At 65.2% G+C, this 16,166-nt stretch carries 13 protein-coding genes and 2 pseudogenes; 9 read left to right on the top strand and 6 right to left on the bottom strand.

Going from position 1 to position 16,166, the window contains the following annotated elements; all coding sequences use genetic code 11:
- The first annotated feature begins 410 nt into the window (after positions 1–410).
- The 4 genes from J2S55_RS26325 (at position 411) to J2S55_RS26310 (ending at position 4,093) form a co-directional block, all read left to right on the top strand.
- Positions 411–1,469 carry a WD40 repeat domain-containing protein gene (locus J2S55_RS26325; protein WP_306866085.1) on the top strand — a complete coding sequence of 353 codons (1,059 nt, stop codon included), beginning with the start codon at positions 411–413 and terminating at the stop codon, positions 1,467–1,469.
- 480 nt (positions 1,470–1,949) lie between these two features.
- Positions 1,950–2,573, top strand: coding sequence for a DUF6000 family protein (locus J2S55_RS26320; protein WP_306866081.1), 624 nt, complete (start codon positions 1,950–1,952; stop codon positions 2,571–2,573).
- Between the two features lie 396 nt (positions 2,574–2,969).
- Positions 2,970–3,500 (top strand): transposase family protein, encoded by a 531-nt coding sequence (locus J2S55_RS26315; protein ID WP_306866078.1) that lies wholly within the window; start codon positions 2,970–2,972, stop codon positions 3,498–3,500.
- 131 nt (positions 3,501–3,631) lie between these two features.
- Positions 3,632–4,093, top strand: coding sequence for a Clp protease N-terminal domain-containing protein (locus J2S55_RS26310; RefSeq protein ID WP_306866076.1), 462 nt, complete (start codon positions 3,632–3,634; stop codon positions 4,091–4,093).
- Positions 4,094–4,188: 95 nt separating this feature from the next.
- Here the strand turns inward: J2S55_RS26310 and J2S55_RS26305 are convergent, their stop codons facing one another.
- Both J2S55_RS26305 and J2S55_RS26300 read right to left on the bottom strand, forming a co-directional pair.
- The gene (locus tag J2S55_RS26305) at positions 4,189–4,962 is read right to left on the bottom strand and encodes a bacteriocin fulvocin C-related protein (protein WP_306866073.1); all 774 of its coding nucleotides are present in this window, start codon (positions 4,960–4,962) and stop codon (positions 4,189–4,191) included.
- Positions 4,963–5,412: 450 nt separating this feature from the next.
- The gene (locus J2S55_RS26300) at positions 5,413–5,820 is read right to left on the bottom strand and encodes a helix-turn-helix domain-containing protein (RefSeq protein ID WP_306866070.1); all 408 of its coding nucleotides are present in this window, start codon (positions 5,818–5,820) and stop codon (positions 5,413–5,415) included.
- A 331-nt stretch (positions 5,821–6,151) separates the two neighbouring features.
- On the opposite strand from J2S55_RS26300, the gene J2S55_RS26295 reads away from it, so the two are divergent.
- The gene (locus J2S55_RS26295; protein WP_306866067.1) at positions 6,152–6,385 is read left to right on the top strand and encodes a hypothetical protein; all 234 of its coding nucleotides are present in this window, start codon (positions 6,152–6,154) and stop codon (positions 6,383–6,385) included.
- Between the two features lie 587 nt (positions 6,386–6,972).
- Positions 6,973–7,971, top strand: a pseudogene (locus tag J2S55_RS26290) (IS256 family transposase); the annotation flags it as partial.
- A 25-nt stretch (positions 7,972–7,996) separates the two neighbouring features.
- Here J2S55_RS26290 and J2S55_RS26285 read toward each other — a convergent pair.
- A complete protein-coding gene (locus tag J2S55_RS26285; protein WP_306866064.1) occupies positions 7,997–9,652 on the bottom strand; it encodes an IS1182 family transposase in 1,656 nt (551 codons plus the stop codon).
- 98 nt (positions 9,653–9,750) lie between these two features.
- Between J2S55_RS26285 and J2S55_RS26280 the strand changes: the two are divergent.
- Both J2S55_RS26280 and J2S55_RS26275 read left to right on the top strand, forming a co-directional pair.
- A pseudogene (locus J2S55_RS26280) lies at positions 9,751–9,999 on the top strand (transposase); the annotation flags it as partial.
- 308 nt (positions 10,000–10,307) lie between these two features.
- On the top strand, positions 10,308–11,372 hold the full coding sequence (locus J2S55_RS26275) for an IS110 family RNA-guided transposase (protein ID WP_306866061.1): 1,065 nt from the start codon (positions 10,308–10,310) through the stop codon (positions 11,370–11,372).
- Between the two features lie 672 nt (positions 11,373–12,044).
- Here J2S55_RS26275 and J2S55_RS26270 read toward each other — a convergent pair.
- Positions 12,045–12,263 (bottom strand): hypothetical protein, encoded by a 219-nt coding sequence (locus J2S55_RS26270; RefSeq protein WP_306866058.1) that lies wholly within the window; start codon positions 12,261–12,263, stop codon positions 12,045–12,047.
- A gap of 393 nt (positions 12,264–12,656) precedes the next feature.
- On the opposite strand from J2S55_RS26270, the gene J2S55_RS26265 reads away from it, so the two are divergent.
- Entirely contained in the window at positions 12,657–13,223 is a 567-nt protein-coding gene (locus tag J2S55_RS26265) for a GNAT family N-acetyltransferase (protein ID WP_306866055.1), read from the top strand.
- A 113-nt stretch (positions 13,224–13,336) separates the two neighbouring features.
- Here the strand turns inward: J2S55_RS26265 and J2S55_RS26260 are convergent, their stop codons facing one another.
- Positions 13,337–14,155 (bottom strand): protein phosphatase 2C domain-containing protein, encoded by an 819-nt coding sequence (locus J2S55_RS26260; protein ID WP_306866053.1) that lies wholly within the window; start codon positions 14,153–14,155, stop codon positions 13,337–13,339.
- Between the two features lie 417 nt (positions 14,156–14,572).
- Positions 14,573–16,165: an AMP-binding protein gene (locus tag J2S55_RS26255; protein WP_306866050.1), complete on the bottom strand. Its 1,593-nt coding sequence runs from the start codon at positions 16,163–16,165 to the stop codon at positions 14,573–14,575.
- Position 16,166 lies beyond the last annotated feature (1 nt).

Raw genomic sequence — 16,166 nt, 5'->3', positions numbered from 1 at the left:
TGGATGCGATGGCTCCGGGGTGAGGATTGATCACCGTTTAGCGTGATCTACGGTGCAGGAGGCGTCATGATCTGAACAGCAGACGTGACGGCTCGCTTTCTCGGCTACCTGGGGCCGAATGGCTCCGCCCGGCCGTCCCGAGGTGTGATGTCGGACAGAAAGGACGGTGCGTGGTGCCCGATACGGGTCGGCTGGAGATGGATGATCCCGAAGCATCCGGCCACGACACGACCGGGCCGCACGCGAGTGCTCCCCCCGACCTCGCTCGGCCCTCACCCGCCGACCTCGCGACGCCGGTCATAACGGTCGCGGAGGACACGATTCCCACTGGGAACAGGACCCCGATGGCTCCGGCTGTGACGGCGAGGCCGGTGCTTTCCCGCCGACGCCTCGGGTGGATCGTCCTGGCGATGGCCTGCGTGGTGCTTGTCGCACTCGTCGTGAACTTCTGGCCTTCCGCAGAGCTGTTGGGCCGCCATACCGGCTCTGTCCAGACAGTGGCGGTCGGGCAGGTCAACGGCCGACTGGTCGCTGTCACCGGTGGTGATGACGCAACCGTGCGGGTGTGGGATCTAACTACTCGCGTCCTCATTGGCGAACCGATGACCGGTCACACTGGTGTTGTTATGGAGGTGGCGGTCGGGCAGGTGGACGGCCGACCGGTCGCTGTCACCGGCGGTGGCTTGGACGACGCGACCGTGCGGGTGTGGGATCTGATCACCCGTAAACCCATCGGCGAACCGATGACCGGCCATACCGATGCTGTTGCGGCGGTGGCGGTCGGGCAGGTGGACGGTCGACCGGTTGCCGTCACCGGCGGTGGCTCGGGCGACGCGACCGTGCGGGTGTGGGATCTGATCACCCGTAAACCCATCGGCGAACCGATGACCGGCCACACCGGCGACATCTTTGGGGTGGCGATCGGGCAGGTCAACGGCCGACCGGTCGCCGTCACCGGCAGCACCGACAAGACCGTGCGGGTGTGGGATCTGATCACCCGTAAACCCATCGGCGAACCGATGACCGGCCACACCGGCGACGTCTATGCGGTGGCGATCGGGCAGGTCAACGGCCGACCGGTCGCCGTCACCGGTGGCGGCTTGGACTACGAGAATGGCGGCGGGGACGACGAGAGCGGCGGCTGGGACGACGGGACCGTGCGGGTGTGGGATCTGATCACCCGTAAACCCATCGGCGAACCGATGAGCGACCGCGTCGGCACCGTTTTTGGGGTGGCGATCGGGCAGGTGGACGGTCGACCGGTTGCCGTCACTGGTGGTGATGACGGGACCGTACGGATGTGGGACGTGACCACCCGTGTACCTATCGGCGAACCGATGACCGGCCACACCGATGCTGTTGCGGCGGTGGCGGTCGGGCAGGTGGACGGTCGACCGGTCGTCGTCACCGGCGGTGGACTGGACGACGCGACCGTGCGGGTATGGGACCTGAGTGCCTACACAGGATGAGTCATGACCGCCTGGAAGCCTTTTCGGCTATGCGGGGACGGCAGCGCCAGCGTTCCTCGCCCGCACGGACAACCGGCGCGAGCCCGTTTCCAGCCGTACTGGAAAACAGGTCTGAAACTCAGGTCGCTCGACGTCAGGTTTCGGGGTGGACTCCGAGACTGCCGTTCCTGCGGGAACACGGCCACCTGCCCCCTCCCCGGGCATCCCAGCAACGATGGCGGTCTCAGGCGATCAATGAGCCTTCAATGGTCGCTATGCAATATGTGTGCAATGATCATGGATCCCATTGCGGCAAGACGCGGTCGTGTCGCAGGTGAGAGGCCATGCCTCAGCCGGAACGGTCACGGGCTGTAAAACCGCTGGCTGTTGGTACCCGCTGAAGCGCTCCCGGAAGTGAGTTCTGCTGGCTGGCTCCCATCATTGACCACGAGGACTCCCTAATGATCATCATGCTCTTGCGTCGCACGTCAGGATGTGTCCATGACTGATCCGATAGACGACCTGACGGTCGAGGTCATTGAGCGCTATGCGGTCGCCGCGCCGGAGCATGGAACCGCCCGTTACCTTGATCTTCTTCATGGCAACTTCGTCAACCTGGCCGACTGGGAGCGAACCAGGTTTCTCCGCTCGTTGGGCCAGGACGCTCAACAGGTCACCGACGCCGACCTTGAACGCATGCTTCAACGGGGAGAGTTCGCCGGCTGGCGGGAAAGGCTCGCCGCGGCGTGGCTCATCGGCCTTGACCGGCGTACTCAGTTCCGCGAAGTTCTGACCGACCTCCTCCTGGAAAGCGACCTCGTCTACGCCGGTCAGGGATACAGCTTCGCCATCACCCGATTCGGGCAGCCGGAAGACGCTGGCATTCTCACCGCCTACCTGGAGCGGTACCTGCCGCAGCGCGACTGCCATTACGACCAGGACTGGGTCCTCGGCGGACTCCTCCACCTCGACGAGATGCTGGGCACGGACCACGCCCCGGGATTCCTCACTCCCGACGGTCTCTGGAGGGGCTCCTCGTTCTCACGCCAAGATCCGGCCGACTGCCACCTCCGGATCGCCGGACTTCTCCGTTTCGCCGACCAGGCGATGGAAGCCGGCGCCTGAGGCCGCTCTTACGATCGCCTGGCGGTGGCTGATCTTTGTGCGTGGTTGTGGGCGATCGACGGGTTGGGGCTTCGTACCTCAGCCTCAGCCCACCGGATAACGTGGCTGGTCACGGTTCATCCTGGCGACGTGGTGGAGACGCCGAAGACTGCCGAAAGCCCGGCAGAAGAGGCGGACTCCAAGATCCGGAGTATGCGCGGAATAGCCGGTCCCGGAGGAGACTCGGCAGCCCACGAAGCGCCAGGTCGGAGCGTCGCGAAGGGTAAGAAGCGCCCTCCACTTCTAATCCGACGGTCGCAGGTTCGAATCCTGCAGGGCGCGCTTCGCATGAGCAGCCAAGAGAGCCTCTGACCAGCGCGTACGCCGGCCAGGGGCTCTCATGCTGTGTGCGGTGGTGTGCGGCTGCTGGCGGGCGACTGCTGGCGGGCGACTGCGGCTGGCTGCGCCAAATACGTGCGCAAGTTTCCGGGTTGGTTCGCGATCACTCGACGTCCTCCCCTGCTGATGGTGCTGGGCTGGTTCCGCGGCGAGAGCGACATCTGCAGGCTCGGCCGCGATCACCGCGTCTCCCACGTCACCGCCTACCGTTACATCCACGAAGGCATCGAGGTTCTGGCAGCTCAGGCGCCGAATCTTCACGAGGCTCTCGACCGCGCCCAGGCCGAGCAACTGGCGTACGTGATCATGGACGGCATCCTCATCCCGACCGACCGCTGCGCCGAGCAGACCCTCAGCCTCGACAACCACACCTACAACCGACTCCTGCGCGCCCTGCGCTGCCTCGGCAAAAACGGATTCGCCCTGCTTAAAGGCCGCTGGCGCACTCTCCAGCACATCACCGTCAGCCCCAGCCAAATCAGCGACATCGCCCGCACGGCTCTCGTCCTCACCCACTTCGAGCACGGCCACCTACCAGGAATTCATTGATATCACCTTAGTATTGCCCAGTGAAATTTCACCATGTAAGATAATATGCTTGACATCCGGACCTTCGGTCCAGTCCCGTATATAGGAGAAAATCCATGCGGAGAATGCGGAGAAGAAGGAAAGTCTTACGCATGCCTTTAGATCTCCTACTCACCGAGAACGCGACTCAGGTTCTCGACTTGGCCAAGGAGGAGGCTGCCGCCCATCGCCATGGACAGGTCTCTTCTGAACACCTACTGCTGGCGCTGACCCGCTTTGATGCAGGGATTGCTTCAGACGTCCTAATAGAACTGGGGATCAACCCTCAGGACGTACGAACCAGGGTTGAACAGCGGATAGGACAGGGGGCTCACGAACCTACAGGGGAGGTCTCTTTTACCCGGCAGGGGGAGCGGATCCTGGAGTTGTCACGCCACGAGGCCGCCCAGCTCGGAAACGTACATATCGGCACCGAGCACCTTCTGTTAGGGCTCATTAGGGAGGGGCAGGGTAATGCAGTAAGTGTCCTGGCACGCCTCGGCGCGGATCTCCCTGAAACCCGTCGTGGAGTTATTCGCGTACTAATAAGGGACACTGAAGCACAGCAGACGTAGCCCACGATGTGGGCAGAAATACAAAGATAGAATCCTCAATGAAAGCCATCGAGGACTCTATCCGATTTCCTAACTAGTCTGCCTCAGTAAGCAGCCTAGGCGCTTGGCGAATCGTCGCCCACCACGCACGTGCACATGCACATGCCAGTGCAGTCGTAGCTGTGCAGCCAGCCGCATGCGTCCCAGAGATTCCTACAGTCGCGATACCAGTAGCATTTCCAGCTACCCCCGCACCAATCGCTCTCGGGAGAACATTCGCAATCGACTGCGGTGACGAGATTGTTATCGGTAGGACCAGTCCGCACTGGCTCCGCTGGGCCGAGGTTGGCCACCAAGTTACGCGCCTCATCCTTACCGAATGCGTCGATTACCTCGAACTTGAGGCGTTCATCTCCCCTATCTTCATCCGGAGAGCGCCTTAGGAGGTTTGATTCAATCCTGACGTAGGCTTCGAGATCGGTCAAGATCCGCTGCTGCCTGGACGACAGGTTGGGATGGGTTCGACGGTACTGCGCAAAGTGATCGATCCACAGGCGAGACCTGACGCTCGGATCAAGCTTCGCGTAGATCGCCCTACGATAAGGCGCGCTATGCTGGGAGAACGCCACATAGTCCTGTGGAAGTCGGTCGAGATTGGCCATCACCCAGGCGCGAGCCTTCCCGGGGTCGTCGGCCAGGGCGGGCGCCTTGCCAGTGAGGACGATGCTGGCCGCGATGCTGATTCCCGCACTTAACTGGAAGAAGCGTCGTCGCCCGACCGAATCTTGACTCGACTCTGTCGCCTGACCAGCGTGGCTCAGTTCGCCGAGAGCCTTAAAAAGTTTGATGGCGGTTTGTGGGCCGAGGCGCACAAGAAGACGCAGACCCATTGCAAGCCCTGTCCAGGCACGAATTCGATCGCCATCAACTCGGACAAGGGTAGGTACCCATGGCGCATCGGCACCAAGGACTTCCGTACGCCACCGCTGCATATCTTCGTGCGCTAGTGGCAGCACTTCAAGCCTTCCCCGCGCGGTGTCCCTAGCGACATCCGCGATTTGGCTGCACCTCCCACATGAAGCGTCGAAGCCAAGGACCCAGCGCATGCTCGAACTATCGCTTTACTCTCCGTTCCGCTTGATTGGCTCTGCGTGCAGATTGCATCGCAAATTCACATATCCCCGAAGATGTATCGCAATGGCTAGATATGCCCGATAACACAACTGTCAGAATGATCGATGTTTGTTATGTAAGAAGTCAAGATCCATCAACACTTGTAGTGTTGGCGCTCTTGTGGTATTTTCGACCGTCAATCGACGGGTCGAGTTCAGCCAGACATCTCAGCCTCTACTGAGTCGCAAAACGCTCAGTAGTTGTCGAGCGCTTCGGCAATCCGCCGTCGCGCTGAGCGGCACATCACGCACCCGGAGGCCCTTGGGGTACATGGCCACCGCCGCGGCAGCCAAGGTGGCACGGTTCCGGTTGAGGTAACGACGGCCCTCCAGCCACCGGCGTTGGCTGGCCGCCACCGGATCGGGAGACGCTCCCGCCTGAGCGGGATGGCCATTCCCGGGATATAGCTCATTGAGTGGAATGCCCAACAGTTCGGCGACACGTGCGAGGAAATCCACATCCTTGATGACCCGGACACCACGTTCAATCTTGGAGACGCATGTCTGGTCGATCAGGAGACGGCCAGCAAGCTCGCCTTGCGTGAGTCCATTCGCAGACCGGTACGACTTCAGCATCTCCCCAGCGGCGAGGAGGCCCGCTCCATCTCTGTGGATGCACGATTAGCGAGCCAGTCAGGGTTCGCACCAGTCATGCTTGCATCATTGCCAATGAGGGGCGCAAAGCACAGCCGAAACCAATTTTCTCTCTGCCGGAGATCAGAGATGAACGCCCTAAAATACTTTATTATGCAGCCTTTTATTCCTCGGCCCTTGAGGTGGTGAAGAGCTTCTATCCTGCACGCTCTCCTCTTAAGCCGGCGTCCGTGCAAACGTGATGAACATGACCGTCTCACCTCCTGCCCCGGACCGCTCCCCCGTGGAAGCTCCAACGCTGAGAGTCACGATCGTGTCCAACACTGAGCTCTCAAAAGAGGACTTCGCCTTTCAAACCCAGATGATCGGCAAGGTCGCCACCTGGAACCCGCACACACGCATATGGAGTACAGAGCTGCCGGCCGACGATCCGCGGCGGATGGCGGAGGTGCTGGCGCACCTGTTCGAGGTCTCTCGCCACTACAGGGCTGTAATCCGCGTCTGGGCCGATGGCACCGACTCCCCAAGCCAGCCCAAGGAGGGGTGAGAAGGGACGACGCGAGGGTTGCCCCCTGGAGCGTTGACAGGCGTGACAGCGTTGACACGGTCGAGTGTCCATGCAGGTCACCTGTATTTTCGGGAGAGCGGTCGTGCGTTGACACGCGATGACAGCCGTTGACAGCAACTCGGGGTCTCCTTTCATGTCAACGCCTGTCACCCCTTGTCAACGCACGGCCGGGCACCTTAGGAGCCGTCCTGACGTGCTCGAACAAGGCTCCGCGTCAACGCTGTCAACGCTGGGGGCGTGACGGGGCGGGGATGCGCGTTTAACGTGAGTCCGTGAGACTTCCCTGGCTCGAACGAGTTCGTGCGTGGCATACGGCCAAGTTTGGCAGGAATGACGGAGCCCCCGAAGCTCATCCTGGGACGGAGCGTCCCAGCATCCCCCGCCTGTACCTCACAGCCCTCGTCGGGGCAGCGTGGCTGTTCTGGCTCCCATGGGCTTACGCGACGGTTGCGTCCACGGAGGTGGTGTATGAGTTTCCCCAGCTAGATGGCGTGGCGCCGTGAAATGAGGACGGCCATCGCGTGATCCTTCAGGTTGCGAAACCATGATCGAAGGAGAACAAAGCGATGGCCGTGAACAACAGTGTGGACCCTGCCGCCTGGCTGGCTCAGCAGATCGAGACCGGGGACTCGGATCTGTTGCGATCCATGGTGAAGACCATGGCCGAGGCATTGATGTCGGCCGAGGCCGACGGTCTGTGCGGCGCCGACTACCGTACCCGCAGCGACGAGCGCACCAACCGGCGCAACGGCTACCGCAGCCGCGACTGGGACACCCGGGCCGGCACCGTCGAGCTGGCGATCCCCAAGCTGCGCTCGGGCTCCTACTTCCCGGACTGGCTGCTGGAACGGCGTCGCCGGGCCGAACAAGCGCTGATCAGTGTGGTGGCCACCAGCTACCTGCTCGGGGTCTCGACACGGAGGGTGGACAAGCTGGTCGAGCAACTCGGGATCAAGCACATCTCCAAAAGCCAGGTCAGCGAGATGGCCAAGGTGCTCGACGCCCAGGTCGAGGCCTTCCGCACCCGCGCCTTGGACGCCGGTCCGTATGCCTTCGTCTGGCTGGACGCGCTGACGCAGAAGGTCCGTGAGGGCGGACGAATCATCAACGTGCATGTCCTGGTGGCCACCGCGGTCAACGCAGGCGGCCAGCGGGAGATCTTGGGGTTGGAGGTCACCTCGGCCGAGGACGGCGCCGGCTGGCTGGCCTTCCTGCGCGGGCTGGTCTCTCGTGGCCTGTCAGGGGTGCAACTGGTTATCTCTGATGCCCATGCCGGGCTGGTCGAGGCGATCGGCGCGACCTTGCCGGGCGCGTCCTGGCAGCGCTGCCGCACTCATTACCTGCGCAACCTGCTCACCACGGTCCCGAAGTCGGCGCAGCCGTGGGTGGCCACGCTGGTGCGCACGATCTTCGACCAGCCCACCAGTGAAGCGGTGTGGGCCCAGCATGCCTGGGTCATCGACGCCTTGGAAGCGAAGTACCCAGCGGCCTGCGAGCACCTGGACGCCGCCCGGGAGGAGGTGCTGGCCTTTGCCGCGTTCCCGCGGGAGATCTGGAAGCAGATCTGACACTGTTGGCCAATCCCGGTGGTCAGGCGGCGACCGCGGTTTGGAGCTTTTCGAGATGGTGGCGGCGACTGGTGGATAGAGGGACGCCGGTGAGCCAGGCGTCGATGCGGACGAAGTTGATCGCGGCTGCTGTCAGGACGTGCTGCACATGGGTCTTGGCCAAGCCGAGGTAGCGGGATCTGCGCAGCTGGAAGCCGCGCACTGCCTGGGAGATGGTGCCTTCGATGCCGGAGCGCAGAGCGTACTGCTGTTTCCAGGCTTCGGTCTGTTGGGCGGCCCGGTTGCGCTGCAAGGTCTCGTGGACTTCGCGTGCGTGGAGGGTGAGCTGACGGGGTTCGCGTTTGGCGCGGGTGCATTTGGCGCGGACCGGGCAGGAGGTGCAGTCGGACTTGGAGAAGTCGACGTGGATGGACTCCTCGCCGGCCTTGGTTCGCCAGGGCGCCCAACTGGTGGAGGTCTTACCCTGTGGGCAGGTGACCGTCTGGTTGTGCCAGTCGATGGTGAACCCAGAGCTGTCGAAGCCCTCCCCGGCTTTGGCCTGCCAGCTGCAATCTTCCCGGGCGGGCCCCAACAGGTCGATGCCGTAGGTATTCCGGCTGGTCACGACAAGCTCGCCGCCGGTGTATCCCGAGTCGATCAGATGGATATCCGGCAAGAGATCACGTTCGGTGAGCCTGGCGTGGATGACGGGGATCAGGTCGTTGTCAGCGACCTGCGCGGCGGTCGTGGCGACGTTCACGACCACGTGCGGGACGTCTGGCTCGCAGGTCTCGGTCAGGTGAGCCTTGTAGCCGACCCAGCCGCTGCCGCGTTTGACTCCGTAGCGGGCATCGTCGTCATAGGGCGAGGCTTGCCGCTCGCCCGAAGGAGGAAGATCCTTCGGCTCTCGCCAGCGGCGGCGGCCTTGTTCGTCGAGGCGGAACTGCTGGTCCCAGACCCGCCGCAACACCCCGATGGCCGGGAGTTCACGAAGCCAAGCCGGAGCCTCGTCGGAGTCGATGCAGCCAAGCAGCCGATCTCCGTCGGCGCCGATCGTCTCGGCATAGGCCAGGCGTTTCGCGTCGTCCTTGGGTAGCTGGTACTCCTCTACCCGATGACCGTAACGCTGGGCCCAGCCCTGCTCGATCAGCGGGGCGAGCCAGTTGGGAGCGACGATGGCCACAGCGGCGAGCGCGGCCCGCATCGTCTCGCCGACAAGTTCCAATCGGTTGACTGCGCGGATCGCGGCGAGAACATGGGTGGAATCGGTGCGCTGGCGGCCACCGGCCTTCACCAGCCCCGCCGCCTGCAACCGCAAAAGCATCAGATCGAGCAGCCGATCGGGCCCGGCCTCGATCAGACGTGATCGGAACTCGCTCAGCACCGAGAAGTCGAACCCTGGATCAGTCAACTCCAGACCCAGGGCGTATTTCCAGTCGATCCGTCCCCGCACTGCATCAGCGGTCTGCCGGTCCGACAGCCCTTCCAGGAACTGCAGCACGCTGACCAGCGCCAATCGGCCCGGCGACACCGCAGGCCGTCCGCGCCGAGAGAACATGCCGATGAACTCGGCATCCCGGAACACCTGTCCCAGAGCGTCCCGCAACCGGATCGGCAGGCTTCCCTTCGGGAAGGCTGCTGCGCAGATGCGGGCGGTCTCTTCGGGAATGTCATGATCCTCGATCGGGCGCAGGGACAACCGAACCTCCTCGGCAGCAGCCCCGATCTAACAGAAGGATCATGATCCCACCGCCGTCACTCTCCGCGCAGGCAGTCTCGCGGATTCGCCAACAGTGTCAGATCTGGTCCAATAACCCCCAAGAGCGGCTGAACAAGGAGATCCGCCGCCGCACCGACGTCGTCGGCATTTTCCCCGACCGGCAAGCGATCATCCGGCTGGTCGGCGTGGTCCTGGCCGAACAGACCGACGAATGGACCGAGGCCCGCCGCTACCTGGGCCTGGACATCCTCGCCAAAGCCCGCGTCCGGCTCCTCGTGGATGACACACCGACCTCGAATCCACTTCCGCAGACACTTAACGCTTAACCTGCAGAAACAGGATCACGCGAAGGTCAACTCATACACCACTTCGCTGGACGTGACCACAGCGCATCCGCTGATCTTCACGCAGGATCAGGGGATCAACGGTCCGAAGCCTCACTCCTCGGCTCTCGCCCACCAAGTGCTGGGTTGCACTTCGGGTTGCAATGCAGGGAGGTTCAGAGCCGTTCAAGACGGACCACACATGCCATCTGATGCGATGAAGGAGCGGGGCCTCCGCTCCCCGCGACGTCCCCTGGTCCGTAAGCGGATGCTTGGGGTGTCACACGTCCTCACGACGAGGGAGGCCCCTGATGAGGACAGACTACGACGGCATCCAGTACGTGGGAATGGATCTGCATCGCCACCGCAGCGTGCTGGTGTCCATGACCGCCGACGGCGAGCGCCTATGGACCGAGAAGATCGACAACAGTCCGGCGGCGCTTCGCCAGACGCTCGCTCAGGCGGGCCCCGAGCCGAAGGTCGTGCTGGAGGCGACCCACGGCTGGTACTGGGCCACCGACACCCTCCAGACGGCCGGCGCCGAGGTCCACCTGGCCCACCCACTGGGCGTCAAGGCCTTCACCTACCGCCGGGTCAAAAACGACCGGCGCGACGCCGCCGACCTGGCCGACCTGCTGCGCATGAACCGGCTGCCCGAGGCATGGATCGCCCCCGAGCCGGTCCGGCAGCTGCGCGAGCTGACCCGCTACCGGATCAAGCTGGTGCGCCTGCGCGCGGGCGGCCGCGACCAGATCCACGCGATCTTGGCCAAGCGCGGCATCCCGGCCGCCTGCCGCGACATCTTCGGCACCGGCGGCCGGATATGGCTGCAGGCCGTGGCACTGCCCCAGCCCTATGCCGGCAAGCTGGGCTCGCTGCTGCGCCTGACCGACGCCCTCACCGACGAGATCGGCCTGCTGGAGGAGGTCATCGCCGACCTGCTCGCCGGTCACGCGGGCTATCGGGCGATCCAGGCCTGTGACGGCATCGGCCCGATCCTGGCCGCCGTGATCGTCGCCGAGGTCGGGGACGTGCGCCGCTTCAAGCGGCCCGAACAGCTCGCCTCCTGGGCCGGCCTCACCCCGCGCCATCGCGAATCCGACTGCAAGGTCGCCCGCGGGCACATCACCAAGCAGGGCCCGCCGACCCTGCGCTGGGCCCTGGTGGAGGCCGTTCAGCGGGTGCCCGCGACATCGGTGATCGGACAGGTCAAGGCCGGCATCCTTGCCCGCCGCAGCCCCGAGGCAAAGAGCATCGCCAAGATCGCCGCCGCCCGCGAGCTACTGGAGCTGGTCTTCTACGGCTTGCGTGACGGCCGCATCCGCCGGCTGGAGCGCCACCGCACCCCGGCCGCTGGTGCGGACACAACCGAATGAGGGCCCGTAGGCCGGTGACCGGCGCGAGGCCGCCCGCAGGTCTGTTCCCCGCCCCCCGGATGCGGCGCGAGCGAGTCCTCTGATTGGCCCCGCCGGTCGCCTGTGAAACGCCCCATGCCACCCCCGCACGCCATGCGGGAAGGACCCACCGCGAAGGGATGACCGCAGCCGACCGGCCTGCCGCCCGCCGAGCTGCCGATGGGGAACGCAGCCACAACCGCATACCCGTCCCGGCGTTTCACCAGTGTCCGCCGACCGCCGGGGCCCGCGTCAAGATCGTACGTCCTCGCTCCGCTGCGGGCGCTCCATCTTGACCCAGGCCCCTCGTCGGCATGCCTGAAACCCATAGCCGGGACCAAAGAAAGACGGGAAACAACGGCAGGCCCGGCCTCTCACCGCTACTTGACCAGCCCCGCTCCTTCAGGGATGACCTGCATTGAACCGTCCGGAACGGCCCGAGGGCGATCTTTTAATCCGCAGGTTCTTAGGTCGGCTGTGGCTTTTCTGCCATGCAGAAGTGAGGATGATCTCCGGTGCTGTCCAGCGTCCTGACATCGTGCCCGTCGTGTGCCCGATGGGACAGGAAGCGAGGGGATCGGCGGGGAGTCACGGGAAACGCGATCAGTGCCATTGTCGATGCCACATTTGTCTTGAGCTATGCGTTGGGCGATGTCAGCCGTAGCGGTCGAAGAGCTCCTGCAGATAGTCCTCCAACCGGGAGGTGAGCAGCGTGGAAGTCAGATCGGTGCGTCCGAGTTCGCGCCAAGGGCCAGCGACCTTTTCGGCATCCGGCGCGAAGGCCAAGGCGTCCAATGTCCGCCAGTACAGATGGGCGGCGGGATCGACGGTCAGCCGGCCGCCTGCGGCGACGTACCGATCGGCGAAGAGCATCCCGGCAGGAGCGCCGTGGAGCAGTGCCATTGCCGTGGAGCAGTGGGCCACGTCCAGGTCAGCCGGCGCGACACCCTCCCGGTCGTGCAGTCACTCCTCAACGAGACGCAGTCACCCCAGCCGACGGGCGCCCGCCATATGATCAGGCGCACGCCATAGGCCTACCTGATCCACAGGCTCTACTGACGGCTCCTCCATGGCCGAGTCGTGCCGTTCGAGCCACCGCCGGACCAGCACCGGCAGGTCGGCACCGCGTACCGGCCGCCGGTCCGCACATCCGATCTGCGTAAGGCGTCAAGCCGAGTTGGCGCCTGCGGGCCGCTGACTGTTTTTCGCGAGGGGATCGGGGGCGACTGTTTTTTCACGAGGGGGTCGGATGCCAGACTGCCGGTCATGAGTGGTGGACAGTCCTCCGTCGTGATCCGGCCCTACCGAGACGAAGACCGTGATGCCATCGTCACGCTGGCCCCGCGCCTGACCGAGGGGGTCGCGGCCTGGCGGGATGCCGCTGCCGTATCCGTCGCCGTGCGCGGCTGGGTCACCTGTTCCCTGGGCCAGGGCAACAGCGACGGCCACGGCGTGCTGGTGGCGGTCCGCGACGGGCGTGTCGCGGGCTTTGTCACCGTGACCACCCGCCGGCACTTCACCGGCCAGGTGGACGCCTATATCGGCGAGCTCGTCGTCTCTGCCGAGGCAGAACGCATGGGGATCGGGCGTGCCTTGGTGAACGCCGCTGAGTCCTGGGCGCGCGACCACGGCCTGCAGCGCATCACGTTGGAGACCGGTGCGGCCAATGTCCGCGCCCGAAGTTTCTACCAGGCGCTGGGATACGCGGAGGAGGAGGTGCGGCTGAGCAGACCGGTATCGGTTGACGATCAGGCGGCGTCAGCGTTGTCCGGTGGCACCGTCCCTGATGGTGGTCGGCCACCCGCAGGCGGGAACGCCGCGGACTCGTCGTAGAGCTTGCGTTCCCGCGGGCGGTGAAACAGGCAGCCGAGCATCCAACCGCTGCCGGCGGTTCAGGCAGTCGGGTCCATGATCTCGGGAGCCGCTGGTGGTGGGTGGAGTAGCGGTCAGATGTGGCAAGAGACGGCCGTGGCGTCATCGTGCGCCTTACCGCGTGGCCAGCGGGAGCCGTCCGGATCGCTGCGTTCGGCCTCGCGGACTCGGCGGATCAGCTCTTCGGGGCCGGAGTCGTCGAGCAGGTCGAGGGTCTGTCGCCAGGTGGCCAGGCGGAAGCGGTCGACGAGGCGGGATGCTCCGTCGCTGAGCAGCGCGGCGGCACGCACGCGGGCGGCGGGAACCGTTCCGGTGAGGGCCTGTTCGGCGGCGAGGGGGTCGACGGCGGCGACCCAGAACCCGCCGTCGCGGTTACGGTGATCGCGCAGGGTCTCCACGTAAGCACGGTGGGCCGAGACATGCCCGGGGCTGCCGGAGGCGAGCGCGTCCATGGCCGTCCGGTGGGCCGCGCCGACCTGGGCCTCCCGGTCGTCGCAGACAACCATCGGCTCCGCCGTACCGATCACGTCGAGGATGAGGACGGAGTCGGCCAGGACGAGGAAGTCCAGCGTGTCAGCCGTACGGCGGAGCATGACCACGGTGGCCGAGGGCGAGCCGGGATGGGTCAGGTCGCAGACGAAGTCGTGCAGGGAGGCCACGGCTTTGATGCCCTCCGCCAGGATCTCCGTCAGCGGCTTGCCGTCCTGGGCCAGGCCGGCCAGGAGGGTGGAGCCGAGGGAGCGCGCGTACCAGGTGACACCGTGAACACAGCCGGATTCCGAGCCGGGCGGGGTGCCTGCGCCGTCGAGCAGGACGATCGCGTCCGGTGTGGCACCGACGAAGTCCTCGTTCGGACGGCCGGGAACTGCTTGGGTGGCGAAGGTGACACGCATCGGGTTCAGGTCTCCTCGTACCGGTGGAGCGGGCTGGCCGGTTCCACTCTGACCGCTTCCCCCGTCGCCGGGTCGTATTCCGCCCCCGCCGCAAAGGCTGGGGGCCATCTTTTGATCCGGGTGTATCGAATTTCCACCGAGGCACACACGCCATGCGCCCGCCCGAGCAGGTTCAATCCCATCCCTGACCATTGTGCTCTTGGCCGGCACCGAGGCAGGCGACGATTCGAAAAGCATCCGGCGCGAGGAAGAGTCGAAAGTGATGACGAGATTCGATCTCCGCCTCCCCGTCACGGCCCAGGAGCCCGGCGAGCATCATCCGATCCACGACATCAGCGTTCCATATGACGCGACTGATGAGACAGCGGCCGAGAGCCACGGCAACTCCCGCACACGGCCGCAAGCCTCACCGCCGGCTCACTGGTCGAGCCCGAGCAGGCGCACGCTCTCCTCGCGCATCTCGACCTTGCGGATCTTGCCGGTGACCGTCATCGGGAACCCGTCGACGACGTGGACGTAGCGCGGGATCTTGTAGTGGGCGAGCTTGCCGGCGCAGAACTCCCTGACGGCCTCGGCGGTCAGAGGTGTGCCGCCCTGGCGGACGACGACCCAGGCCATGAGCTCCTCGCCGTACTTCTCGTCGGGCACGCCGATCACCTGCACGTCGGCGATGTCGGGGTGGCGGTAGAGGAACTCCTCGACCTCGCGCGGGTAGACGTTCTCGCCGCCCCTGATGACCATGTCCTTGATCCGACCGACCACGTTGACGTAACCGTCGGCGTCCATGGTGGCCAGGTCGCCGGTGTGCATCCAGCGGGCGGCGTCGATGACCTCGGCCGTGCGCTCCGGCTCGTTCCAGTAGCCGAGCATCACCGAGTAGCCGCGCGTGCACAGCTCGCCGGGCTCGCCGCGCGGCACGGTCAGCCCGGTCGCCGGGTGCGTGATCTTGACTTCGACGTGCGGCATCACCCGTCCGACGGTCTCGGTGCGGCGCTCCAGGCCGTCGTCGGACCTGGTCATGGTGGAGACGGGCGAGGTCTCGGTCATGCCGTAGCAGATGGCCACCTCGGCCATGTTCATCTCGGTGACGACGCGCTTCATCACCTCGACAGGGCAGGGCGAGCCCGCCATGATGCCGGTGCGCAGGCTGGACAGGTCGTACTGCCCTGCGAGGGCGAGCTCGGCGATGAACATGGTCGGCACGCCGTACAGGGAGGTGCATCGTTCCTGCTGTACGGCCCGCAGCGTCGACTCGGGGTCGAAGCCGGGCGCGGGGATGACCACGCACGCGCCGTGGGAGGTGGCGCCGAGGTTGCCCATCACCATGCCGAAGCAGTGGTAGAAGGGCACCGGCAGGCACACCCTGTCGTGCTCGTCGTAGTGGATGAGCTCGCCGACGAAGAACCCGTTGTTGAGGATGTTGTGGTGCGAGAGCGTGGCGCCCTTGGGGAAGCCGGTCGTGCCGGAGGTGTACTGGATGTTGATCGCGTCGTCGGCGCTCAGCGACGCCATGCGCTCGCGCAGCCGCTCCTCGGGGGCGGTCAGCGCCAGCAGCCGGTCCCAGCCGGGGTCGCCGAGGTAGACGACGTCGGCGAACCCGATCTCCTCGACCATCGCGCGGTAGTCGCTGCCCTTGTGCGTGAGCGCGCTGATGAGCAGGCGCAGGCCCGACTGCCTGACGACGTAGTCGAGCTCGTGGGCGCGGTAGGCGGGGTTGACGTTGACCAGGATCGCGCCGATCTTCGCGGTGGCGTACTGGACGATCATCCATTCGGCGCAGTTGGGCGCCCAGATGCCGATCCGGTCGCCCTTGGCGATGCCGGAGGCGAGGAGCGCGAGGGCCAGCCGGTTCACGTCGGCGTCGAGCTCGGCGTAGGTCCAGCGGCGGCCGGAGGGCACGTCGACGAGTGCCTCGCGGTCGCCGAAGCGCCGCACGGTCCGCTCGAAGTTGTCGCCGATGGTCTCGCCCAGCAGCGGGGTCCGCGCCACCGCGCTCGAGTAGGACTGCATG

This window comes from Streptosporangium brasiliense, assembly GCF_030811595.1.
GTDB classification, from domain to species: Bacteria; Actinomycetota; Actinomycetes; order Streptosporangiales; family Streptosporangiaceae; genus Streptosporangium; species Streptosporangium brasiliense.
Note: the sequence above shows the minus strand (reverse complement) of the source record. Positions and strands in the feature narration are given on the sequence as shown.